Source organism: Pseudomonas sp. NFACC25 (genome assembly GCF_900100935.1).
Taxonomy (GTDB): domain Bacteria; phylum Pseudomonadota; class Gammaproteobacteria; order Pseudomonadales; family Pseudomonadaceae; genus Aquipseudomonas; species Aquipseudomonas marginalis.
In genome coordinates this window covers 18,411-39,704 of sequence record NZ_FMUC01000020.1, presented here as the reverse complement: position 1 = coordinate 39,704, position 21,294 = coordinate 18,411, and the positions used below count along the sequence as shown (strand labels likewise).

General features: G+C 63.1%; 21 protein-coding genes. 8 read left to right on the top strand and 13 right to left on the bottom strand.

Annotated elements, in window-relative coordinates:
* The first annotated feature begins 102 nt into the window (after nt 1–102).
* Nucleotides 103–1,011 (top strand): LysR substrate-binding domain-containing protein, encoded by a 909-nt coding sequence (locus BLQ09_RS28640; protein ID WP_027607907.1) that lies wholly within the window; start codon nt 103–105, stop codon nt 1,009–1,011.
* Nucleotides 1,008–1,370, top strand: a complete 363-nt coding sequence (locus BLQ09_RS28635; RefSeq protein ID WP_027607908.1) for an MmcQ/YjbR family DNA-binding protein — start codon at nt 1,008–1,010, stop codon at nt 1,368–1,370. Before BLQ09_RS28640 ends, BLQ09_RS28635 begins: the two co-directional genes overlap by 4 nt.
* Here the strand turns inward: BLQ09_RS28635 and BLQ09_RS28630 are convergent.
* Together BLQ09_RS28630 and BLQ09_RS28625 are read right to left on the bottom strand one after the other, a co-directional pair.
* Complete coding sequence (locus tag BLQ09_RS28630) at nt 1,353–1,736, bottom strand: DUF1294 domain-containing protein (RefSeq protein WP_092359431.1); 384 nt, start codon at nt 1,734–1,736, stop codon at nt 1,353–1,355. The two genes, BLQ09_RS28635 and BLQ09_RS28630, sit on opposite strands and share 18 nt — an antisense overlap.
* On the bottom strand, nt 1,733–2,563 hold the full coding sequence (locus BLQ09_RS28625) for an undecaprenyl-diphosphate phosphatase (RefSeq protein WP_027607910.1): 831 nt from the start codon (nt 2,561–2,563) through the stop codon (nt 1,733–1,735). The genes BLQ09_RS28630 and BLQ09_RS28625 overlap by 4 nt, the downstream gene beginning before the upstream one ends.
* Nucleotides 2,564–2,792: 229 nt before the next feature.
* Between BLQ09_RS28625 and BLQ09_RS28620 the strand changes: the two genes are divergently transcribed.
* The 3 genes from BLQ09_RS28620 (at nt 2,793) to BLQ09_RS28610 (ending at nt 5,683) form a co-directional block, all read left to right on the top strand.
* On the top strand, nt 2,793–4,427 hold the full coding sequence (locus BLQ09_RS28620) for a methyl-accepting chemotaxis protein (RefSeq protein WP_027607911.1): 1,635 nt from the start codon (nt 2,793–2,795) through the stop codon (nt 4,425–4,427).
* 177 nt (nt 4,428–4,604) lie between these two features.
* Nucleotides 4,605–5,168: a nicotinamide riboside transporter PnuC gene (gene pnuC / locus BLQ09_RS28615; RefSeq protein ID WP_092359429.1), complete on the top strand. Its 564-nt coding sequence runs from the start codon at nt 4,605–4,607 to the stop codon at nt 5,166–5,168.
* Nucleotides 5,165–5,683 carry an AAA family ATPase gene (locus tag BLQ09_RS28610; RefSeq protein ID WP_065927763.1) on the top strand — a complete coding sequence of 173 codons (519 nt, stop codon included), beginning with the start codon at nt 5,165–5,167 and terminating at the stop codon, nt 5,681–5,683. The genes pnuC and BLQ09_RS28610 overlap by 4 nt, the downstream gene beginning before the upstream one ends.
* Before the next feature lie 94 nt (nt 5,684–5,777).
* On the opposite strand, the gene ggt is transcribed toward BLQ09_RS28610, so the two are convergent.
* From ggt to BLQ09_RS28560, 10 genes are all read right to left on the bottom strand, one after another.
* Nucleotides 5,778–7,502, bottom strand: a complete 1,725-nt coding sequence (ggt, locus tag BLQ09_RS28605) for a gamma-glutamyltransferase (protein ID WP_092359427.1) — start codon at nt 7,500–7,502, stop codon at nt 5,778–5,780.
* 92 nt (nt 7,503–7,594) lie between these two features.
* Entirely contained in the window at nt 7,595–10,297 is a 2,703-nt protein-coding gene (metC, locus tag BLQ09_RS28600; RefSeq protein WP_092359425.1) for a cystathionine beta-lyase, read from the bottom strand.
* Nucleotides 10,298–10,336: 39 nt separating this feature from the next.
* Complete coding sequence (locus tag BLQ09_RS28595) at nt 10,337–10,933, bottom strand: cysteine dioxygenase family protein (RefSeq protein WP_092359423.1); 597 nt, start codon at nt 10,931–10,933, stop codon at nt 10,337–10,339.
* Between the two features lie 16 nt (nt 10,934–10,949).
* Complete coding sequence (locus tag BLQ09_RS28590; RefSeq protein ID WP_027607917.1) at nt 10,950–11,774, bottom strand: amino acid ABC transporter ATP-binding protein; 825 nt, start codon at nt 11,772–11,774, stop codon at nt 10,950–10,952.
* Nucleotides 11,761–12,444, bottom strand: coding sequence for an amino acid ABC transporter permease (locus tag BLQ09_RS28585; RefSeq protein ID WP_027607918.1), 684 nt, complete (start codon nt 12,442–12,444; stop codon nt 11,761–11,763). Before BLQ09_RS28585 ends, BLQ09_RS28590 begins: the two co-directional genes overlap by 14 nt.
* Nucleotides 12,434–13,159: an amino acid ABC transporter permease gene (locus BLQ09_RS28580; protein WP_027607919.1), complete on the bottom strand. Its 726-nt coding sequence runs from the start codon at nt 13,157–13,159 to the stop codon at nt 12,434–12,436. Before BLQ09_RS28580 ends, BLQ09_RS28585 begins: the two co-directional genes overlap by 11 nt.
* Nucleotides 13,156–14,358, bottom strand: a complete 1,203-nt coding sequence (locus BLQ09_RS28575; protein WP_092359421.1) for an aminotransferase class I/II-fold pyridoxal phosphate-dependent enzyme — start codon at nt 14,356–14,358, stop codon at nt 13,156–13,158. Before BLQ09_RS28575 ends, BLQ09_RS28580 begins: the two co-directional genes overlap by 4 nt.
* Nucleotides 14,355–15,776, bottom strand: coding sequence for an FAD-binding oxidoreductase (locus BLQ09_RS28570; protein ID WP_092359419.1), 1,422 nt, complete (start codon nt 15,774–15,776; stop codon nt 14,355–14,357). The genes BLQ09_RS28575 and BLQ09_RS28570 overlap by 4 nt, the downstream gene beginning before the upstream one ends.
* Complete coding sequence (locus BLQ09_RS28565; RefSeq protein WP_027607922.1) at nt 15,769–16,575, bottom strand: transporter substrate-binding domain-containing protein; 807 nt, start codon at nt 16,573–16,575, stop codon at nt 15,769–15,771. The genes BLQ09_RS28570 and BLQ09_RS28565 overlap by 8 nt, the downstream gene beginning before the upstream one ends.
* A 2-nt stretch (nt 16,576–16,577) precedes the next feature.
* Nucleotides 16,578–17,399, bottom strand: coding sequence for a transporter substrate-binding domain-containing protein (locus BLQ09_RS28560; protein ID WP_027607923.1), 822 nt, complete (start codon nt 17,397–17,399; stop codon nt 16,578–16,580).
* Nucleotides 17,400–17,642: 243 nt separating this feature from the next.
* On the opposite strand from BLQ09_RS28560, the gene BLQ09_RS28555 reads away from it, so the two are divergent.
* Nucleotides 17,643–18,494: a LysR substrate-binding domain-containing protein gene (locus BLQ09_RS28555; RefSeq protein ID WP_370671275.1), complete on the top strand. Its 852-nt coding sequence runs from the start codon at nt 17,643–17,645 to the stop codon at nt 18,492–18,494.
* 78 nt (nt 18,495–18,572) lie between these two features.
* Entirely contained in the window at nt 18,573–19,718 is a 1,146-nt protein-coding gene (locus BLQ09_RS28550) for a MalY/PatB family protein (protein WP_027607925.1), read from the top strand.
* Nucleotides 19,719–19,765: 47 nt separating this feature from the next.
* Here the strand turns inward: BLQ09_RS28550 and BLQ09_RS28545 are convergent, their stop codons facing one another.
* A complete protein-coding gene (locus BLQ09_RS28545; RefSeq protein WP_003173733.1) occupies nt 19,766–19,981 on the bottom strand; it encodes a TOBE domain-containing protein in 216 nt (71 codons plus the stop codon).
* Nucleotides 19,982–20,321: 340 nt separating this feature from the next.
* Between BLQ09_RS28545 and BLQ09_RS28540 the strand changes: the two genes are divergently transcribed.
* Nucleotides 20,322–21,293, top strand: a complete 972-nt coding sequence (locus BLQ09_RS28540) for an aliphatic sulfonate ABC transporter substrate-binding protein (protein ID WP_027607926.1) — start codon at nt 20,322–20,324, stop codon at nt 21,291–21,293.
* Nucleotide 21,294 lies beyond the last annotated feature (1 nt).

The following is a 21,294-nucleotide window of genomic DNA, read 5'->3' as shown; positions in this document are numbered from 1 at the left end:
ACAGTGGCGATCAGATGGAGGGGATGCTACGCATGAAACCAATAGTCGATAAGACGCCTGAAATGCGATAGTTTGTCCCACTGACAGGACAATAGGCTGACCATGCAAGACCTCAACGACCTCTACTATTTTGCCAAAGTCGTCGAAGCCGGCGGCTTTGCGGCGGCCGGGCGGCTGTTGGGCATTCCCAAGTCGCGGCTGTCGCGGCGCATTGCCGAGCTGGAAGAACGCCTCGGCGCGCGCCTGCTGCAACGCACCACGCGGCAACTGACCCTGACCGCCGTCGGCGAGCGCTACCTGCGCCACTGCCAGGCGATGCTACTGGAAGCGGAAATGGCCGACGAGGCCGTCGCCAGCATGTCCAGCGAACCCCGTGGGCGGCTGAGGGTGACGTGTCCGGTGGGCCTGGCGCAAAACATGATGCCGGATGTGGTCGCGGGTTTCCTGGCCGCCCACCCCCAGGTGCAGTTGGAGATGACCCTGGTCAACCGCCGTGTCGACCTGGTAGCCGAAGGCATCGATGTGGCGCTGCGCGTGCGCGAACTCGGCGATGAAGACCCGCTGCTGGTCACCAAGCGCCTGCGCCCGGCCCAGACGGCACTGGTCGCCAGCCCGAACTTTTTGCACGGTCGGCACATCAACAGCCTCGACGACCTCAAGCAACTGCCGATACTCGGCGCGCTGGAAGCAGACCGCATGGTGCACCAACGCATCCTCGATCCCGAAGGCAACCCCCACGACCTGGTGATGGAAGCGCGCCTGGGCGTCGATGACTTCAACGTACGCAAGGCCAGCGCCATCATGGGCCTGGGCTTTACCGTGCTGCCGATGATGTACTGCGAAGAAGAACTGGCCAGCGGCCGGCTCGTACAATTGCTGCCGGAATGGTCGTTGCCGGGCGGCTGGCTGCAGGCCGTCTACCCGCATCGCCGTGGCGTGCTGCCGGCGATTCGCGCCTGGATCGATTACCTGGAAGAAGGCTTCAAAAGCTGCGGAGACCGCCTGCTATGAAAATGACCGAAGCACAGGTCGCGACGTTCTGCCTGAGCCTGCCCGGCGCGCGGGAAGACTACAAATGGGGTGGCGTGCGGGTGTTCTCGATAGCAGGCAACAAGATGTTTGCCCTGCAAAACCTGCGCGGCGACTCGCTGGCGTTCAAGGTCGACAAGGAATTGTTCCTCGGCCATGTGGACCGTCCCGGCATCCACCCGGCGCCGTACCTGGCACGCGCGCAGTGGATCATCATGAACACGCCCTACCCGCTGGGGGCCGAGGAACTGCGTAGCCTGTTGCAGCGCTCCCACCAGTTGGTGGTGAGCAAATTGCCCAAGCGCACACAGGTGGGGTTGCTGCTAGAGAACGGACAGTAGCGTGCCACCGAGGAACAATTGGTCCAGCCAGAACACCTGGTGCAACAACACGATCACCCAGAACAGCACCTGGTAAGACACCTTGCGCGTCTTGTGCCGGAACACCTGCTGGGCAATCAGCGCCCCCGGCCAGCCGCCCGCCAGTTCCACGGCGTGGAGGATGTTCTCAGGGGTGCGCCAACTGTCGGTGCGAGCCTTGCGCTTGTCGCTCCAATACAGGAAAAACGCGATCACGCTGACCACCCCATAGGCCACCAGCGGGATCACGGTTTCGCCGCGTTGCCACACCAATACCGACCCCACCAGCGGCGCCGCGCACAGCAGCACAAAGATCGCCGCTTTCAAGCGCGGATGCTGAATCATCATGCCTTGGCCGCTGCCCAGTCGATCCAGCCGAATTGCCAGGTCGCCAGGATCAGCAGGCCGAACGCAATGCGGTACCAGGCGAACGCCGCGTAGCTATGGCTGGCGATGAACTTGAGCAGGCCCTTGACCGCGATCATCGCGAAGATGAACGAGGTGACGAAGCCGATGGCGAACACCGGCAGGTCCGCCGGCTGGAACAGGTCGCGGTATTTGTAGCCCGAGTACACCGCCGCACCGACCATGGTCGGCATGGCCAGGAAGAACGAAAACTCGGTGGCGGTCTTGCGCGACAGGCCGAACAGCAGGCCGCCAATGATGGTCGAGCCGGAGCGCGACGTACCCGGGATCATCGCCAGGCACTGGGCAAAACCGACCTTGAGCGCGTCTTTCCAGGTGATGTCATCGACGCTTTCGGCGTGCACTTCATGCTCGCGGCGCTCGGCCCACAGCATGACGATGCCGCCGATCACCAACGCGGCGGCCACGGTGATCGGGTTGAACAGGTAATGGTGGATCAGGTCGGCAAAGATCACCCCCAGCACCACGGCGGGCAGGAACGCGATCAGCAGGTTGACCGTGAAGCGTTGGGCGTTGCGCTGGGTCGGCAAGCCGGTGACCACATCGAGGATCTTGCGCCGGAATTCCCAGACCACCGCGAGGATGGCGCCCAGCTGGATGATGATGTTGAACGCCATGGCGCGTTCGCCGCCGAAGTCGAGCAAATCGGCGACGATAATCTGGTGTCCGGTGCTGGAGATCGGCAGGAACTCGGTAAGCCCCTCCACGACGCCAAGAATCAATGCCTGAATGGCGGTCCAAAAATCCATGCTTCCCCCAAAGGTCATGCGCGGTGGCATGCCTTATCAATCTTTTAATGGTTCACTGACGAGCGCACTCAAGTGCCCGGTGTTGACCATGGTCAATGCCGGCCTGCAAAAATTCTGTGAAAAATCAGGCAGTACTCAGGTTTTGCGATTTCAGGCCGAAAGCCTATCAGACAAGGCGTAAAAGTCGATGCGACGCCCACAATTATAAAAAGCCCGGAGTGACAGGACGATGAACAGTTTGCGCAATATGTCGATCAGCCGACGCCTCTGGATGATCCTGATCGTCGCCGTGCTGATGCTGATGGCCCTGGGTTTGCTGATGCTCAAGCAGATCCACGACGACCTGTACCAGGCCAAGCGCCAGCAGACCCAGCACGTGGTCCAGACCGCCAGCGGGATCCTGACGTTTTATCACAGCCTCGAAACCACCGGGGTTATGACCCGCGAAGCGGCGCAAAAACAAGCCCTGAGCGCAGTGCGCGGCTTACGCTATGACCACGACGACTATTTCTGGATCAATGACCTCACCCCCGTGATGATCATGCACCCGGCCAACCCCAAGCTGGACGGCCAGAACCTCTCGGCCATCCGCGATCCCGACGGGTTTGCCGTGTTCAACGAGTTCGTGATCCTGGCCAAGGCCAAGGGTGCCGGCATCATCAACTACCGCTGGCCGAAGCCGGGCGCGGAGGCGCCGGTGGCGAAAACCTCGTATATCCAGTTGTTCGAGCCGTGGGGCTGGATCATCGGCTCCGGCGTGTACGTGGACGATGTGCAGGCCGAGTTCAACAGCCAAGTGTGGAAGGCCTCGCTTATCGTCCTCGGCATCGCACTGGTGATGGCCCTGCTCGTATCGCTGATTGCCCGCAGCATCGTGCGCCCCCTGCAGGATGCGGTGAACGCCATGGGCAACATCGCCAGCGGCGAAAGCGACCTGACCCGCAGCCTCGACACCCACGGCCGCGACGAAGTCACCCAGCTGTCCCAGCACTTCAACACCTTCACGGCCAAGCTGCGCCAGGTCGTCAGCCAGTTGCAGGTGTGCGCCAACGCCCTGGGCCAGTCCTCCACGGAACTGGGCAACAACGCGACCCAGGCCCACGACCGCAGCCAGCAGCAGTCCCAGCAGATGGAACTGGTGGCCACCGCCATCAATGAAGTCACCTACGGCGTGCAGGACGTGGCCAAGAACGCCGAACACGCCGCCAGCGAAATGCGCGATGCCCAGGCCCAGGCGCAGCAAGGCCAGGTCAATATCGACAGCAGCCTGCAGCAGATCGACCAGCTCTCCACCACCATCAGCCAGGCCGTGGAAGTGATCCGCACCTTGTCCAGCGAAAGCACGCAGATCGGTGGCGTGTTGGAAGTGATCCGCTCCATCGCCGACCAGACCAACCTGCTGGCCCTCAACGCCGCCATCGAAGCGGCGCGCGCCGGGGAACAAGGCCGTGGTTTTGCCGTGGTGGCCGATGAAGTCCGCCTGCTGGCCCAGCGCACGCAAAAATCCACCGCCGAGATCCAGGCGATGATCGAGCGCCTGCAAGGTCACTCGGAAGCCGCGGTCAAGGTGATCAGCGACAGCCACAGCGCCTCGCAACTGACCATCGAACAAGCCGGCCAGGCCGGTGCCAGCCTTACCGCCATCGGCCAGGCGCTGCACAACCTCAACGGTTTGAATGCCTCGATTGCCAGCGCCACCCTGCAACAGGCCCATGTGGTGGAAGACATCAACCAGAACGTCACCCAGGCTGCGAGCCTGTCCCACAGCACCGCAATGGCGGCCGAGCAGTCCAACGTGGCCAGCGTGCATTTACGCGGGCTGAGCGAGCAGCTCGACGGCCTCTTGCGCCAGTTCAAGGTCTAACACTGCTCCAAATGTGGGAGGGGGCTACACCCCGATGGCGATACATCAGTCTGCATATGTGCAGCTGACCCTCCGCTATCGGGGCAAGCCCTCTCCCACATTTGCCTTACTGTGTTTTGAAGATTGCTGGCCTCTGGTTACAATCCCCGCCCTCTCCCACTCTCCCAAGGAACCGCCATGTCCGGGCTTGAACTGTTCGCCGCCGCCCTGGGGGTGATCGCTGTCTGGCTGACGGTCAAGCAAAACCCCTGGTGCTGGCCCATCGGCCTGGTGATGGTGTTGCTGTACACCTGGGTGTTCTATGACGTGAAGCTCTATTCCGACATGCTGCTGCAAGTGGTCTACGCCGCCCTGCAAGTCTACGGCTGGTGGCAGTGGACCCGCGCCGGCGAGGTCAGGCAAGGGCGCCAGGTCACCCGCCTGGGTTGGCCGGCAATCATGATCAGCATGACCATCGGTGCGGTCGGCAGCCTGCTGCTGGGCGCTGCGATGGCGCACTGGACCGACGCCGCGCAACCCTGGCTGGATGCCGCCCTCACCGGTTTCAGCCTGGTGGCGCAAATGTGGATGGCGCAGAAACGCGTGCAATGCTGGCCGCTGTGGATCACCGTGGACGTGATTTTTGTCGGGCTGTTCCTCTACAAGGGCTTGTACCTCACCGCTGCGCTCTACGCCCTGTTCACCGTGATCGCCGTGCAAGGCTGGCGTGAATGGCGCGCCGACCCGGCGTTGCAACCATGAAGGTGGTGGTACTGGCCGGACCCGAATCCAGCGGTAAAAGCTGGCTGGCTGCCGAGTTGCACGCGCATTTCGGTGGGCTGATGGTGCGTGAATACGTGCGCGATTTCATGGACCGCCACCAGCGCGACACCAGCCTGGCGGATATCCCGGCCATCGCCCACGGCCAACTGGCCTGGGAAGATGCCGCCCGCGCCCGGCAGCCGCGCCTGCTGGTCCTCGACACGCACCTGCTGACCAACAAACTCTGGAGCCAGACCCTGTTCGGAGACTACCCGGCATGGCTCGACGACGAACTGCTGGCGCGTCACTACGACCTGCACCTGCTGCTGTCGCCGGATGATGTGGAATGGACCGCCGACGGGCAGCGCTGCCAACCGGAACTGGCCGACCGCCAGGCGTTTTTCCAGGACAGCCTGGCGTGGATGCAGGCGCATCGACAGGCGGTGGTGGTCATCAGGGGGAGTTGGGAGGAGCGCCGCACCGCCGCGTTTGCTGCGGTAGAACAGCTGTTGTAGTGAGCGGGCTTGCCCCGCGCTGGGTGGCGAAGCCGCCCCAATAAAAACACCGCAGCCTGCCAGACAGGACGCGGTGTTTGGTTTTAGGGGGGGGTTAGTAGCCCAGCGACAGGCCGGTATTACGACGCGGGTCATTCGCCCCATAGAAGCGGTTGTTGCCCACCGGCTTACCCTCCAGGGACGGTGCCCCCACCAGGATCGCCGCCAAGTGATTGGCATCCTGCGGCCCGGCAAACTTGTGGCCCCAGCTTTCCAGAATCTTCTGGGTGTCCGGGCTGACCGCGAAGGTCTCCAGGTTGGTGGTTTCCGGCATCCACTGCTGGTGGAAACGCGGCGCGTCCACGGCCTCCTGGATATTCATCTTGTAGTCGATGACATTCAGGATGGTCAGCAGGGTCGCGGTAATGATGCGGCTGCCGCCTGGCGTACCGACGACCATTACGGCCTTGCCGTCCTTGGTCACGATGGTCGGGCTCATCGACGACAGCGGCGCCTTGCCCGGTGCGATGGCGTTGGCTTCACCCTGGACCAGGCCGTACATGTTCGGCACCCCGACCTTGACGGTGAAGTCGTCCATTTCATCGTTGAGGATCACCCCGGTCTTGCTCGCCATCACGCCCGCCCCGAACCAGTCGTTGAGGGTGTAGGTCACCGAGACCGCGTTGCCCCACTTGTCCACGATCGAGTAGTGCGTGGTGTTATTGCCTTCGTGCGGAGACACACCCGGCTTGATCGCCTGGGAATCCCCGGCCTTCTGCGGCTCGATGGCGTCACGCAGCTTGGCCGCGTAGTTCTTGTCCAGCAGATGCTCGATCGGGTTCTTCACGAAATCCGGATCGCCCAGGTAGCTGTTACGGTCCACGTAGGCGTGGCGCATGGCTTCGATCTGGTAGTGCAGGCCCTGGGCCGAGTGATAGCCCAGGTCAGCCATCGGGTAGCCTTCGAGGATGTTCATGATCTGGCAGATCACCACACCGCCCGAGCTTGGCGGCGGTGCCGAGACCACGTGGTAGCCACGGTAGTCGCACTCAATGGGCGCCAGTTCGCGGGTCTTGTACTTGTCCAAGTCGGCCTGGGTGATGATGCCCTTGCCGGCCTGGCTGGAATCCACCAGGGCCTTGGCGACCCAACCCTTATAGAAACCGTCGCTGCCCTTGGCGGAGATTTCCTTGAGGGTCCTGGCCAGGTCTTTCTGCACCAGCTTCTGGCCGACCTGCAGCGGCTGGCCGTTGTGCAGGAAGATCCCGCGCATATCCTTGTCTTTTTCGAACTCACCGGTGGCGGTGTGCAGCAGGTCGATATCGCCCTGCTCCAGGGCAAAGCCGTTTTCCGCCAGCTTGATCGCCGGGGCAATCACCTGGGCGCGCTTGAGGGTGCCGTACTTGCTCAGGGCCAGCTCCATGCCGGACACGGTGCCGGGCACGCCGACCGCCAGGTGCCCCTTGGCACTCAGGCCTTCGACCACATTGCCGGCCTTGTCCAGGTACATATCGGCGGTGGCCGCCAACGGGGCCTTTTCGCGGAAGTCGAGGAAGGTCTTGCGCCCATCCGCCAGTTGCACGGTCATGAACCCGCCGCCGCCCAGGTTACCCGCCGCCGGGTACACCACCGCCAGCGCGTAGCCGACCGCCACGGCGGCATCCACCGCGTTACCGCCGGCCTTGAGTACATCCACGCCGACATGCGTGGCCAAATGCTGGGCGGTCACCACCATGCCATTTTCACCGGCCACCGGGGCCTGGGACGCGGCGTGCACGCCGCTGACCGTCAACACCAGGGCGGTGGCAATCAGTGTGCGGCTGAAGGGTTGGTATTTCATCCATGGCTACTCTAGTTATTGAGATGCACCAAAATAGCCCGTCCCGAATTTAATCCCCAGCGCAATGGCGTTTTTATTACAGAACCTGTCGGTCACAGAACGGCACGTGCAAAGCCGCGTTGCAGATCCTCGATCAACGCCGCCACATCTTCCAGACCGATATGCAGGCGCACCACCGGGTTCAGCCCACGGTCGGCCGCACTCTCGCGGTCGCCGGTGTCGGCCACGGTGACCAGGCTTTCATAGCCGCCCCACGAGGCGCCCAGGCCGAACAGCTGCAAGCCGTCGATAAACCGCTCGACGTAGGCGGCCTCGGCATTCACCAGTTCAAACGACACCAAGCCATTGCTGCCGGTGAAGTCCCGGCGCCACAACCCATGCCCCGGATGCCCGGGCAAGGCCGGGTGGAACACGCGCTTGACCTGGGGTTGCGCCTGCAACCACAGGGCGATGTCCACGGCCTGGCGTTCGTGCACATCCAGGCGCGAGGCCAGGGTGCGGGCGCCGCGCAGGATCAGGTAGGCGTCGTCGGCACTCACCGCGTTGCCGAAGGTGTCGCTCATCCTGCCCAGCGCCGGCCAGGCCGCTGGTGTGGTGCACACACTGCCCATCATCACGTCGCTGTGGCCGCCGAGGTATTTGGTCAGGGCCATGATCGAAATATCCGCGCCCAACGCCAGTGGCCGGTACAGGTAGCCCGAGCCCCAGGTGTTGTCGACGGCGAGCAGGATGTCGCGAGGCTTGCACAATGCGGCAATCGCCGGCAGATCGCACAGCTCATACAACAGTGAGCCCGGCACTTCGGCGTAGACCAGCCGGGTATTGGCTTGCAGTTGCGCTTCCAGCCCCTTGCCATCGGGTGCGAAGTAGCCGACCTCGATGCCGAACGGCTGGAGGAATTCCCGTGCCAGCTTGCGCACCGGGGAATACACCGCGTCGGTGATCAGCACATGATCGCCGGGGCGCAGGTAGGCCAGGAACACCTGGGCCGCCGCCGCCAGGCCCGTGCCGTAGAGCCGTGTGCGAAAGCCGCCCTCCAGCTCGGTGACCAGGTCTTCCAGCGCATGGGAGGTCGGGTTGCCACGCGCGCCGTAGGTCAGCACCCGCTCGCCGTCGCGGCGGGCACGGGCGTCGCGCATCTGCGCCAGGTTGTCGAACAGCACGGTGCTCAGGCGCGTGATCGGTACGTTGACGGCACGGCCGCCATGACCTTTTTCGGTACGCGCGGCATGGATCAAGCGCGTGCGCACCCGCGACACAGGTACCAGCGGCTTGAGACTGGCGATTTCCGCTTTGCTCATTTGTGCGAGCAGGCCGATTTCCCAGGCCAGGTACTGGCGCGCGGCGTCCTTGTTGCCGCTGTGACGGTCGTGGGTGAAAAACAGGAAGTCGATGCACTCGGCGTCGGGCGGTGTCTGCGGATCTTGGTTGACCGGCAGGCCGGCCGAGACCCAGGCAGCGAAGCCACCGTCAAGCAACCTGGCCGACAGGCCTTCGGCAGCAAAGGCCGCCAATGCCGGGTCATCTGCCACCAGCACCAAGGGACGATGGTCGGTCTTGAGCCGCGCACGAATCGACCAGCGGGATCCGGCAATATGGCCCTTGCGGTAGGCCATGCTCGGGCGCAGGTCGATCAGGTTCACATCGCTCAATTCCAGCGCCAGGGCCTGGGCGCTGATCAGCGGCAACGGCTGATACGCCACCGTCGGCAACACCGGCAGCGCCAGGCCGCTGTCGATACCACCGCTGAGCACATAGGCTTCGTGCCCGAGTTGACGCAGCCAACTGGCGACAATCGGCGCACGCACACCATCGCTGTCCACCAGCACGATGCGTGCCTGGCGCACGCCGATATACAAGTCGGTGGACTGGATCAACTGCCCGCCCGGTGTATGTTGCGCGCCTGGCAACGAGCCAAGGGCAAACTCTTCAGCGGTGCGCACATCACACAGGAACAGGCTGCGTTGCGCGTCCTCGGCCCATTGTCGAACCTGATCCGCCAATACCGTCACCACCCCTGCCCGCTCTGCCAATTGCCGCGCAGCCAGGCGCTGCCGAGCCAGGTCAGTGCTGACCTGATCGGCATAGCGCCGAGTACTGCCATGTTCCAGCTGGAAATCTTCCAGGTACCAGCCCTGGGTCCCGTTTTCCAAGGCATAGACAGGGTTTTTCAGGCCCAGGTTGATCAGGGTCTGGGCGCCGATAATGCTGCGGGTGCGTCCTGCACAGTTGATTACGATGGGCGTGCTTTCATCCGGCACCAGGTCCTGTACACGGTAGCCCAGCTCACCGTTGGGGCAGCAGATGGAACCGGGGATGGTCATCTTGCGGTACTCCTCGAACGGTCGTCCGTCCAGCACCACCAGCGGTTCGCCGCGCGCCTGCCAATCCGCCAGCTGCCGCGCAGTGACATGGGGCGTGTGACTGGCCTCTTCCACTAACTCACCAAAGGCCTTGGACGGTACGTGCACACCGGCAAACAGCTGCAACCCCGCCGCCTGCCAACCCTCGGCACCGCCCTCCAGCACATGCACGCGGCGGTAGCCCAGCGCCTGCAAACGCGCGGCAACCAGCGCCGCCACCTCGCCGCCATCCTGGTCATAGATCACCAGCCGCACCTGCGGGTTGGGCGCCAGGCGGCGTACTTCCAGCTCCAGGCGGCTATAGGGCAGGTTCACCCCATGGAACAGGTGGGCTTCGCCGTATTGCCCGTGCTCACGCACGTCGAACACGGCGATTTCCTGCCCATCGAACAGCCATTGCTGCAGTTGAAGTGGGGTGATGGTCTGGCTCATGGAAGTCCCAACAATTAAGAGAAAAGTGACTGCAACGCGTCAGGCATAGGCCTTGATCGACGGCGCCATCTGCGAGGCGTTGTAGTTGAGGATGCGGCCGTCCGCGTCCACGCCGTAGCGGCCATTGAGGGATTCCAGCGGCAAGCCATACAGGTGGAAATGCAACGTTGCCTGCTCACCTTCAACCTTGATGCCATGCAGGTCTTCACCGAGGAACGAGATCGACGTGCCCGGCTGCACAATCACTTCCTTCTCAAGGCTGAGGGTGGTGAAGCCCGGTTCGCGGCCTTCGTCATTGCGTGCATAGACGTAGTTGATCTCCTGGCCTTCCACCGCGCTGATGATCGCCCAGGTCTCGTGGTTGTGCGGGAGCGTGCTTTTGCCCGGCAACAACGAGTTGAGGTACAGGGTCGGCGTATCGCCGTCGTCGTTGAGGCGATAGCGGAATGCGCTGCTGCCCTGCCCTGGCACAGGTGCGGGGAATGCCTCGAAGTTGAACAGGTCGCGGCGCTCGGCCAATTGCTCCAGCAGGCCGACGATGTCCACCAGGGCCGCACGGTCTACGCCGCGCTGGTTGATGACGCGGATCTGCTGCAAAAACGCCTCGATCACGGCGGCACGGTTTGCGTTGCTCATCACGGTTTTCCTCTTATCAGACTGACAGGCTGTAACGGCTCAAATGGGTCAACAGGTACGGGTCATGGTGGATGGGGCCACGGCGCCCCGAATCGCCCAAGGCATGGCGCAGGAACGTCTGGGTGCGTTCGTTGCCAGGGTTCTGGAAGATCTGCGCGGCGCTGCCATGCTCGACAATCACGCCGTTTTCGGTGAAGTACACGACGTCGCTGATCTCTTCGGCGAAGCGCATTTCGTGGGTGACCAGCACGCAGGTCATGCCCTCTTCGGTCAACTCGCGGATCACCGTCAGCACTTCGCCGACGGTTTCCGGGTCGAGCGCCGAGGTCACTTCGTCAAACAGGATCAGCTCCGGGCGCATCGCCAGGGCGCGGGCAATCGCCACGCGCTGCTGCTGGCCGCCGGACAACTGGCCCGGGTACGCATCGGCCTTGTGCTCCATGCGCACCTTGGCCAGCAGCGCCCGCGCGTCTTTTTCCGCATCGGCACGGCTGCGACCGAGCACCTTGCGCGGGGCGATCACCAGGTTTTCCAGCACCGACAAGTGCGGGAACAGGTTGTATTGCTGGAACACAAAGCCGACGCGCTTGCGCAACTCGATGCGCTGGGCTTCCTGGACCAGGCTGTCGACCTGGGTCTGGTCCACGCGAATGCTGCCGCGCTGGGGCTGCAACAGCCCGGTGATGCAGCGCAGGATCGTGGACTTGCCCGAGCCCGACGGGCCGATGATCGACACGGCCTGGCCGCGCAGCACGTCGAGGTCGATGCCCTTGAGCACCGGGTTGGCGCCGAACGACAAGTGCACATCCCGCAGGCTCACCAGGGGTTCAGTAGAAGGCATAACGGCGCTCCAGGTGTTGGGTCAGGCGGGAAATCGGGTAGCAGTACGCAAAGAACAGCACCAGCAGGCTCAGGTAGATCACCACGGTAAAGCCGGTCATGTTCACGGTGTTGCTGGCGATCTGCGCGGTGTCGATCACATCATGCACGCCCACCAGCGAGGCCAGCGCGGTGCCCATGGTGACCACCGCGTAGAGGTTCATCCACGGCGGCAACATGCGCTTGAAGCACTGCGGCAGGATGATCGAGCGAAACAGCTGGCCACGGGTGAACGCCAGGGACCGCGCGGCTTCCCATTGGGTGCTGGGGATCGAACCGATGGCGCCACGGAAGATTTCCGCGACATTGGCGCTGGCCGGCAAGGCCAGGCCGATAGTGACCTTGACCCAGTCGGGGAACGACACGTAGCCGCTGCCGATCCGGATCTCGAACGGGAACACATAGGTGGTGAAGTAGATCAGCACCAGCCATGGCGCATTACGAAACACCTGCACCCACAGCCGCGCCACAAAGCCCAGGGGCGACAATGCCAATGCACCGATCAACAGGCCCAGCACCGAACCAATGCCGATCGCCAGCAGGCTGATCAGAATGTTCTGGCCAAAGCCTGCGACCAGCGCCGGCGACCATTGCCACAACGCCGACAGCACGGGAAATGAATCAATGGCCATAGCCGGGCATCCTCAGGCGCGCTTCAAGCCAGCGCCCCACACAATTGACGATAAAACTCAGCAGGCCGAAAAAGCTCAGGATCAGGAGCATCAGCTCCAGCACGTTGTCACTCTGGGTCCAGATCATGATCGCCGCGTAGGTGATGTCGCCCACCGCAATCGCGGAGGCCACGGCGGTCATCTTCACCAGGTCGATCAGGTTGTTGATCAGCGATGGCAAGGCAAAGCGCAGCGCCAGGGGCAACTGCACATTCCACAGCAACTGGCGGCGACTGAAGGCCAGGGAGCTGGCGGCCTCCAGCGTGACGGCCGGCACCGCTTCGATGCCGGCGCGCAGGGCCTCGGCATGGAACGCGCCCTTGTGCAGGGAAATCACGATCACCACCCAGGCAAACGGCGTCAGCGGATTGGCCGCGCCGACCGCCTGGGTCAGCAGCATGTTCAACACCAGGAACGCGCAATAGAGCTGCACCAGCGTCGGCGTGTTGCGCGTGACTTCCACGAACACCCGCGCCGGCTTGGCCAGCCACGGGTTGCCTGAGGTCAGCATCGCAGCCAGCGTGATCCCCGCCAGCAAGCTGCCGAGGATGGTGAACAGGCACAGCAGGCCGGTGGTCAGCGCGCCCTGGACCAGGCTGCCGCGCTGATAGGCGTCGAGCAGGAAGGTGTAGTTCAGGCCGATACGCGCGGCCCAATCGACGAAAAGCTCCATCATTGCAATTTTCCGCAGGCTGTCACGATACGCCGCCCGGCTTCGGCAACGCTGTCGGTCGCGGTGGCGATGGACAGGCGGAACCACGGCGACAGGCCATAGGCACTGCCCGCCACGCCGGCCACGCCTTCCTCCAGCAACCAGGCCACCACATCGGCGTCATTGTCGATACGCTGGCCGTCCGGACGAGAACGCCCCACCAGCCCGGCGCAACGCACGAAGACGAAGAAGCCGCCTTGGGGCTCGAGTACGTCCAGTCCATCGATGTTTTTCAGCGCCTCGACCAGCATGTCGCGGCGCAATTGATAGGCTGCGACCTGCTCCGCGAGGAAGTCCAACCCGCCGGTATACGCCGCCAACGCTGCCGCCTGCCCCACCGATGAGGCGCCGGAAGTGGATTGGGATTGCACCACCGCCATGGCGTCGGTGAGGGTTTTCGGCCCCGCCCCAAAGCCGATGCGCCAGCCGGTCATGGCGTAGGTCTTGGACACGCCGCCCACCAGCAGGCAGCGCGCCTGCAAATCCGGCGCGACATTCAACAGGCTCTGCGCCGGGCGACCATCGAAGCGGATGTGTTCATACAGCTCGTCCAGCAGGATCAATACGTGGGAATGACGCCGCAGCACCTCGGCCAGCGCCTGCAGCTCGGCTTCGCTGTACACCGCGCCACTGGGGTTGCCGGGGCCATTGAGGATCAGCCAGCGTGTGCGTGCGCCGATGTGCTGCTCCAATTGCGCCGGCAGCAGCTTGCAGCCCTGCTCCAGGCCGCATTCGATAAACACCGGTTCGCCGCCATTGAAACGCACGCTATCCGGGAAAGACGGCCAGTACGGCGTCGGCACCAGCACTTCATCACCGTCATCCAGGGTAGCGGCGAAGGCATTGAAGATGATCTGCTTGGCGCCATTGGCAATCACGATGGACGCCAGCGGGTAGTCGAGTTGGTTTTCTTCGGCCAGCTTGCGCTGCACCGCGACGCGCAAGGCTTTAACGCCCGGCGTCGGTGTGTATTTGGTCGCACCGGCAGCGATGGCTGCGCAGGCGGCCTGCTTGATGTGCTCGGGCGTGTCGAAATCCGGCTCGCCGGTGGTGAGGTCGAGGATGTCGCGACCGGCATCGCGCAATTCAGTCGCGCGGGATTTGGCCGCGGCGTTGGCGGACAGCGACACTCGCTGCACGCGCCGGGACAGGCGTACGGTCATGGCTGAACCTCGAGGACTTTGCCGGGGTTGAGCAGGTTGTGCGGATCCAGCGCCTGCTTGATGCGGCGCATCAGGTCCAGCTCCACCGGGCTTTTATAGCGGCCGAGCAGGCCGACCTTGCGCTGGCCGATGCCATGCTCGGCGCTGATCGAACCGCCGTGGGCGTGGGCGCTGTCATGCACCAGCGCGCTCAATTGCGCGTAATGGGCCATATGCGCCTCCACCGTCGAATCCAGCGGATGGGCCACGTTGTAATGCAGGTTGCCGTCGCCCAGATGGCCAAAGGTGAAGTTGCGCACGCCGGGGAAATGTTCCTGGAGCACTGCATCGGTGTGGGCAACGAAGGCCACCACCTGAGAAATCGGCACCGAGATGTCGTGCTTCATGTTGCCCCCGGCACGTTTCTGCGCCTCACTCATGTTCTCGCGCAGCAGCCACAAGGCGTCGCTTTGCGCCAGGCTTTCGGCGATCAGGGCGTCGGCGATCAATTCGTGCTCGAAGGCTTCGCCAAGCACGTGTTCAAAAGCCTCGCGGGCATGGCTTTCGCCATGGTTATCCGAGAGTTCGATCAAGGCAAACCAGGGTTGGCGCGCGCTGCTGAACGGCTGGGGGCCTTCAGGGAACTGGTCGCGCAGCAAGGCCAGGCAATCGGCGCTGAGTAATTCGAAAGCGGTGAGATTGGCGCCAAAACCGGCACGGGCGTGGGACAGGAACGCCACCGCCTGGGCCAGCTCATCAAAGGCCAACAGTGCGGTGGCCTGGGCCTTGGGCAGCGGGAACAACTTCAAGGTGGCGGCAGTAATAATGCCAAGGGTGCCTTCGCTGCCGATGTACAGGTCGCGCAGGTCGTAGCCGGTATTGTCCTTGCGCAAACCGCGCAGGCCATCCCATATCTCGCCTTCGGCGGTGACGACCTCCAGGCCCAGGGTCAGCTCACGGGTGTTGCCATAGCGCAGCACGGCGGTGCCGCCGGCATTGGTACCGAGATTGCCGCCGAGGGTGCAACTGCCTTCGGCGCCCAGGCTCAACGGAAACAGACGGCCGGCCTCGCGGGCCAGGTCCTGGACGTTTTGCAGGATGCAGCCGGCTTCTACCGTGAGGGTGTCATTGTCGGTATCGACATTGCGCACACGGTTCATGCGGTCGAGCAACAGCAACACCGAGCGCCCGCTGGCATCCGGCGTCGCGCCGGCCATCAGGCCGGTGTTGCCGCCCTGCACCACGATGGGCGCTTTCAACGCCACACAGGCGCGCACCACCGCGGCAACTTCTTCGGTATTCCCTGGGTGCACCGCCGCTACCACCCGCCCGCTATAACGGCCCTGTTTATCGGTGAGGCGGTGCGCCGCCTCATCACTGGTTTGTACATGGGCCGCGCCGAGCAGTTGTTGCAAGGTGGCGAACAGCGCATCACTCATGGCTGAACTGCTCATGCAGGTCGCGCAAGGCCTGGGACGGCGCCATGCCGGTGCGCTCGCCGAGGGCGATCAGGAAGCCGCTTTTATGCCAGCTCTTCACGATGGCATCGAGTCTGGCCTGGGTGTCGTGCTCGCCCTTGCGAATCCAGATCACCGATTTCGACGGGATCAAATCGCCAGGCAACGGGATTTCATAACCGGCCCACTCGGCATCGCTGAGCAGCGCATGCATGGTCGGGCTGACATGTACGGCGGCCACGCAACCATTGCCACGCAGCGAGAGCAGCGATTCGGATTGGCTGCGGAACGCCTTGATCTGTGCGCCGTAGGTCTCCTGCAAAGGCTTGATGAAGTTACTGCCCTGGGACACGCACACCGGCTGGCCCTTGAGGTCGGCCCACTGCTGGATGCCGGCGCCTTTGCGAATCAACGCAGCGCCGCCGACTTCTTCATAGGGCGTAGGCACGTAGTCGAGGATTTCGGCGCGCTCTTCGGTGAACTGCATATTGGCGATCAGAATGTCGACCTTGCCCTGTTGCAGGAACTGCACGCGGTTGGGCGCCAGCACCGAGACAGTCTGGGTCTCGACACCCAGCGCCTGGCCGATGCCTTTGGCCAGCTCGACGTTGTAGCCCAGGTGTTCGCCGGTCTTGGGATCAATGGTGCCGAACGGCGGACCGCTGAGGATCACGCCGACGCTGACGACGTGGCGTTGCTGGATCTTGTCGAGGGTGGCGTCGGCATGGGCGAGGCCCGCGCACAGGGCCAGGCCGAGTGCGGTGAAGGTTTTCAGGTTCATGCTCAGGCGCCCTTGAACTGTTTCTGCAATTCCACCAGGGCCGGTGATGCCGGACTGATGCGGTTGCGGGTCTGGGCGTCGATCAGCCAGCCGCTGCGGTGCAGTTCCTTGACGATCGGGTCGAGCCTGGCCTGGGTGTCATTCTCGCCACGACGGGTCCAGATCACCGACGGTGCCGGGTTGAGCTCCGGACCAAGGACGCGGTAGTCCTTCCATTCGGCACTGTCGTTGATCAACGGGTTGATCAGGGTAGAGTCGTGTACCGCCGCGACGCAGTTGTTGCCCCGCAGGGCCAGCAGCGATTCGGACGAGCTCTTGAACGCCTTGAGTTGCGCGCCGAACCCGGTCAGCGGCTTGACGTAGCTGCTGCCCTGGGAGGTGCACACGGGTTGGTCCTTGAGGTCTTCCCAGCGGGTGATCTGGCTGTCTTTGAGCACCGCAGCCGCACCGCCGACGCGGTAGAACGGCGTCGGCACGAAGCCGAGGATTTCACCGCGTTCGGCGGTCCATTCCATATTGGCGATGAGCAGGTCGACCTTGCCCTGTTGCAGGAACTGCACGCGGTTGGCCGGCAATACCGGCACCAGTTGCACTTCGGCCTTGAGTTGACGGCCCAGCTCATTGGCCAGGTCGACGTTCAAGCCCTTGGGCTGTTGCGTGGCCGGATCGATGCTGCCAAACGGCCCGCCGGACAACAACACGCCCACCACCAGCACATGGCGCTGCTCGATCTTGTCCAGGGTCGCATCGGCCTGCGCCGCCACACTGCCGCCCAGGGCGATCATCGACCCCAGGGCCACCGGCAACCATTTCTTCAACATCATTGGACTTCCCCCTGGCGAATGATCGGCGTACCCCGACCTGATGGAGGGGCATGCTAGGGAGAGTGCGCGGGCAACGGAAATGCAAATATCTCATATCGTTATAACTTGCCGTGTCCGCCCCGCCTTCGTTTTTGGCATAACCCTTTATTTATTGACCCACGCAAAAATAATCTCCAGAAAAGCATAAATATCTGTAATGTTTAACTTCACGTCCTTGATATAAAACCGCCCCTGGAAATGGCCATGTCGACCCTCGACCTTGAACTCCTGCGCACCTTTATCGCCGTGGTCGACCACCACAGTTTCGCCGAAGCCGGCACGCACCTGGCGCGCACCCAGTCGTCCGTGACCCAGCATATGCAGCGCCTGGAGCAGCAAGTGGGGGTCAGCCTGTTCGAGAAGCGCGGCCGGCAAAAACAACTGACCGAGCCCGGCCTGCAACTGCTGCGCCATGCGCGGCAGATGCTGGCGCTGAATGACGATGCCTTGAATTCCCTGCGCGAGAGCAGCCTGAGCGGTGTGCTGCGCATCGGCTCGCCCCACGATATTGCCGACACCATCCTGCCGCCGATCCTCAGCCATATCGCCCGCTCGGCGCCGCGCCTGCGCCTGGAGATCGACGTGGGCCGCAGTCCGTTCCTGATGGACGACCTGCACCGGGGCAAGGTGGACATGGTGATCTCCACCCGCGCCGACCCGAACCTGGAAGGCTTTGCGCTGCGTACGTCGCCGGTGTGGTGGATCTGTTCGGCGCAGTACATCCACCAGCCGAGCGAGCCGCTGCCGCTGATCCTGGTGGATGAGCCGAGCATCTACCGGCGCTACGCGCTGGAGGCGCTGGAACGGGCGAACATTCCCTGGCGCCAGGCGTACCTGGCGTCGAACCTGATCGGGATTAAAGCGGCCACTCGCGCGGGCCTGGGGGTGACGCCGCGCAGCATGGAAATGCTCGGCCCGGACATGCGCGTGCTGGGCGAAACGGATGGGTTGCCGAGGTTGCCGGAGGTCACGTATTACCTGTGGATTCGGCCGAATACGGCGAACCCGATTGCGCGCAAGGCGTATGACTTGATCCGGGGCAGCCAGGGCCTGTAAAGACGGGGCTGGCATCTGGATTTTATCCCGTTAGAATCATCGCCATTCCCGCCTGCCCTCCCTGACACGAGCCCCTTCATGAGCTTTGATTTCGACACGATCCACCCCCGCCTCGGCACCGGCAGCACCAAGTGGAACCGCTACCCGGCCGATGTGTTGCCGATGTGGATCGCCGACATGGACATCGCCGCGCCGCCCGCCGTGCTGCAGGCCCTGCACGCGCGCCTCGACCAGCAGATTCTCGGCTACAGCGTGGCCGGCCCGGATGTACGCGAGGCCATCGTGGCCGACCTGTGGGCCAAGTACGCCTGGCGCGTGCAGCCCGACGACCTGCTGTTCCTGCCCGGCGTCGAGCCTGGCTTCAATATGGCGCTGCACGCCTTCGTCCAACCGGGCCAGCCGGTGGTGCTGCAAACCCCCAACTACCGGCCGATTCGCCTGGCGCCCGGCCACTGGAACCTGCCGCGCATCGAAGTACCGTTCGAATTGAACAACGCTGAATACGTCACCCCCATGCCCGCCCTGCGCGAGGCCCTGAGCGGCGCCGGCGCACTGCTGCTGAGCAACCCGCACAACCCGATCGGCAAGGTCTTCCCCCGCGAAGAACTGCTGGCCCTGGCCACTGCCTGCCTGGAAAACGGCGCGCTGATCATCAGCGACGAAATCCACGCCGAACTGTGCTTCGACGGCCGCCGCCACATCCCCACCGCCAGCCTTAGCCCTGAGATTGCCCAGCGCACCATCACGCTGATGTCGGCGAGCAAGGCCTACAACGTGGCCGGCCTGAAGACCTGCTTTGCGGTGATCCAGAACGCCGAGATCCGCGAGCGCTTCAACCAGGCCCGCTGCGGCATGGTCGACAGCGTCAGCCCCCTGGGGCTGGAAGCCACCCGCGCTGCCTACAGCCAGTGCGGTGAATGGCTCGACGCGCTGAAGCACTACCTGCAAGCCAACCGCGATTACCTTCTCGACGCCGTGCAAACCCGTTTGCCCGGCGTGGTGATGCATGCGCCGCAAGGCACCTTCCTCGCCTGGCTGGACTGCAGCGCCCTGGGCCTGGACGACCCACAGCAGTTCTTCCTCGAACAGGCCAAGGTCGGGCTGAGTGCGGGGATCGAATTCGGTGACGACAGCCAGCAGTTCGTGCGCCTGAACTTCGGCTGCCCACGGGCTTTGCTGGAAGAGGGTCTGCAACGTATGGAGCGTGCGCTGCAGCAACGCTGAGGCAGGCTTTATGGATGTGGGAGCAGCGCTCCCACATCCGGTGGGCTTCACAGCTTGGCGATGGACACTTCGGTGGACTTCACGAAGGCAATCACTTCGCTGCCCACCTTCAATTCCAGGTCACGCACCGAGCGGGTGGTGATCACCGAGGTGACGATGCCGGACGCGGTTTGCACGTCGATTTCGGACACCACCTCCCCCAGCAGGATTTCCTTGATCACACCCTTGAACTGGTTGCGCACGTTGATCGCTTTAATGGTCATGTCGGCTTTCCTTTTGGCTGTTGGGTCAATCCGCACGAATGCGCAGGCCCTCAAAGTGCGCCATCACGCAGAACATTAAAAGGAATATATAACTCTTTATTTATTCCATAAAAATATATGCGCACTGTTGCCCCACCAACAGCCGATCAACAATTTGCTACCCCCGTAGCAGCTGCGGATTTGGATAAGGCGATATTTACGGTTAAGACGATCTCTACGCGGGGTAGCGGTAACCTTGGCATAGAGACTGCATATTCCTGTAAAGCATGATGAGACATTAAAAATCATCTTTCTGAATATAAGAAAAGCCTTCTCTCAACGCCTTGTCCGGAGCTGTTCCATGAAACCCTTCACCCAGCGTCTACTCGGCGCCTGCGCCCTCATCCTGAGCCTGCAGGCACATGCCTATGCCGCCGAAACCGATCCCGCCGAAGTCAACCTCGACTACGCCTACTACTCGCCGGTCAGCCTGGTGCTCAAGCACTTCGGCTGGCTGGAACAGGCCCTGCCCCACAGCAAGGTCGGCTGGGTACTCAGCCAGGGCAGCAACCGCTCCCTGGAATACCTCAACAGCGGCGGCGTGGATTTCGCTTCGTCCGCAAGCTTGTCCGCCGTGTTGAGCCGCGCCAATGGCAGCCCGATCAAATCGGTGTACGTCTACAGCCGCGCCGAGTGGACCGCCCTGGTGGTGCGCAAGGACTCGCCGCTCAACAGCGTCAGCGACCTGAAGGGCAAGAAAATCGCCGCGACCAAAGGCACCGACCCGTACCTGTTCACCCTGCGCAGCCTGCAACAGGCCGGGCTGAAAAAAGACGACGTGGAACTGGTGCACCTGCAACACCCGGACGGCCGCACCGCCCTGGAAAAAGGTGACGTGGACGCCTGGGCCGGCCTCGACCCGCACATGGCCGCGAGTGAAATCCAGGCCGGTTCGCGCCTGCTGTACCGCAACAAGGATTTCAACAGCTATGGCGTGGTGAGCGTCACCGAGCAGTTCGCCAAGGCGCACCCACAGACCATCACCAAGGTGCTCGGGGCGTATGAAAAAGCCCGGGATTGGGCGGTGAAGCACCCCGATGAATTCGCCAGGTTGCTGGCGGATGAATCCGGCCTGCCGCTGGAAGTGGCCAAGCTGCAATTGTCGCGCACCGATCTGAGCACGCCGTTGTTGAGCGCCAAGGATGTGCAGTCGTCGAAGGCGGCGGCGCCGATCCTGGTGTCCGAGGAATTGGTGCGTCGCGGGGTGAATGTGGACCAGGTGATCGATCAACTGATCGACCCTTCGTTCGGCCAAACCCTGTCGAAGCAATAAG

What these genes read in the sequence shown, in the direction of transcription:
- BLQ09_RS28640 (WP_027607907.1), top strand. Translation starts at nt 103, where the DNA reads ATGCAAGACCTCAACGACCTCTACTATTTTGCCAAAGTCGTCGAAGCC.
- BLQ09_RS28635 (WP_027607908.1), top strand. Translation starts at nt 1,008, where the DNA reads ATGAAAATGACCGAAGCACAGGTCGCGACGTTCTGCCTGAGCCTGCCC.
- BLQ09_RS28630 (WP_092359431.1), bottom strand. Translation starts at nt 1,736, where the DNA reads ATGATGATTCAGCATCCGCGCTTGAAAGCGGCGATCTTTGTGCTGCTG.
- BLQ09_RS28625 (WP_027607910.1), bottom strand. Translation starts at nt 2,563, where the DNA reads ATGGATTTTTGGACCGCCATTCAGGCATTGATTCTTGGCGTCGTGGAG.
- BLQ09_RS28620 (WP_027607911.1), top strand. Translation starts at nt 2,793, where the DNA reads ATGAACAGTTTGCGCAATATGTCGATCAGCCGACGCCTCTGGATGATC.
- pnuC (WP_092359429.1), top strand. Translation starts at nt 4,605, where the DNA reads ATGTCCGGGCTTGAACTGTTCGCCGCCGCCCTGGGGGTGATCGCTGTC.
- BLQ09_RS28610 (WP_065927763.1), top strand. Translation starts at nt 5,165, where the DNA reads ATGAAGGTGGTGGTACTGGCCGGACCCGAATCCAGCGGTAAAAGCTGG.
- ggt (WP_092359427.1), bottom strand. Translation starts at nt 7,502, where the DNA reads ATGAAATACCAACCCTTCAGCCGCACACTGATTGCCACCGCCCTGGTG.
- metC (WP_092359425.1), bottom strand. Translation starts at nt 10,297, where the DNA reads ATGAGCCAGACCATCACCCCACTTCAACTGCAGCAATGGCTGTTCGAT.
- BLQ09_RS28595 (WP_092359423.1), bottom strand. Translation starts at nt 10,933, where the DNA reads ATGAGCAACGCAAACCGTGCCGCCGTGATCGAGGCGTTTTTGCAGCAG.
- BLQ09_RS28590 (WP_027607917.1), bottom strand. Translation starts at nt 11,774, where the DNA reads ATGCCTTCTACTGAACCCCTGGTGAGCCTGCGGGATGTGCACTTGTCG.
- BLQ09_RS28585 (WP_027607918.1), bottom strand. Translation starts at nt 12,444, where the DNA reads ATGGCCATTGATTCATTTCCCGTGCTGTCGGCGTTGTGGCAATGGTCG.
- BLQ09_RS28580 (WP_027607919.1), bottom strand. Translation starts at nt 13,159, where the DNA reads ATGATGGAGCTTTTCGTCGATTGGGCCGCGCGTATCGGCCTGAACTAC.
- BLQ09_RS28575 (WP_092359421.1), bottom strand. Translation starts at nt 14,358, where the DNA reads ATGACCGTACGCCTGTCCCGGCGCGTGCAGCGAGTGTCGCTGTCCGCC.
- BLQ09_RS28570 (WP_092359419.1), bottom strand. Translation starts at nt 15,776, where the DNA reads ATGAGTGATGCGCTGTTCGCCACCTTGCAACAACTGCTCGGCGCGGCC.
- BLQ09_RS28565 (WP_027607922.1), bottom strand. Translation starts at nt 16,575, where the DNA reads ATGAACCTGAAAACCTTCACCGCACTCGGCCTGGCCCTGTGCGCGGGC.
- BLQ09_RS28560 (WP_027607923.1), bottom strand. Translation starts at nt 17,399, where the DNA reads ATGATGTTGAAGAAATGGTTGCCGGTGGCCCTGGGGTCGATGATCGCC.
- BLQ09_RS28555 (WP_370671275.1), top strand. Translation starts at nt 17,643, where the DNA reads ATGTCGACCCTCGACCTTGAACTCCTGCGCACCTTTATCGCCGTGGTC.
- BLQ09_RS28550 (WP_027607925.1), top strand. Translation starts at nt 18,573, where the DNA reads ATGAGCTTTGATTTCGACACGATCCACCCCCGCCTCGGCACCGGCAGC.
- BLQ09_RS28545 (WP_003173733.1), bottom strand. Translation starts at nt 19,981, where the DNA reads ATGACCATTAAAGCGATCAACGTGCGCAACCAGTTCAAGGGTGTGATC.
- BLQ09_RS28540 (WP_027607926.1), top strand. Translation starts at nt 20,322, where the DNA reads ATGAAACCCTTCACCCAGCGTCTACTCGGCGCCTGCGCCCTCATCCTG.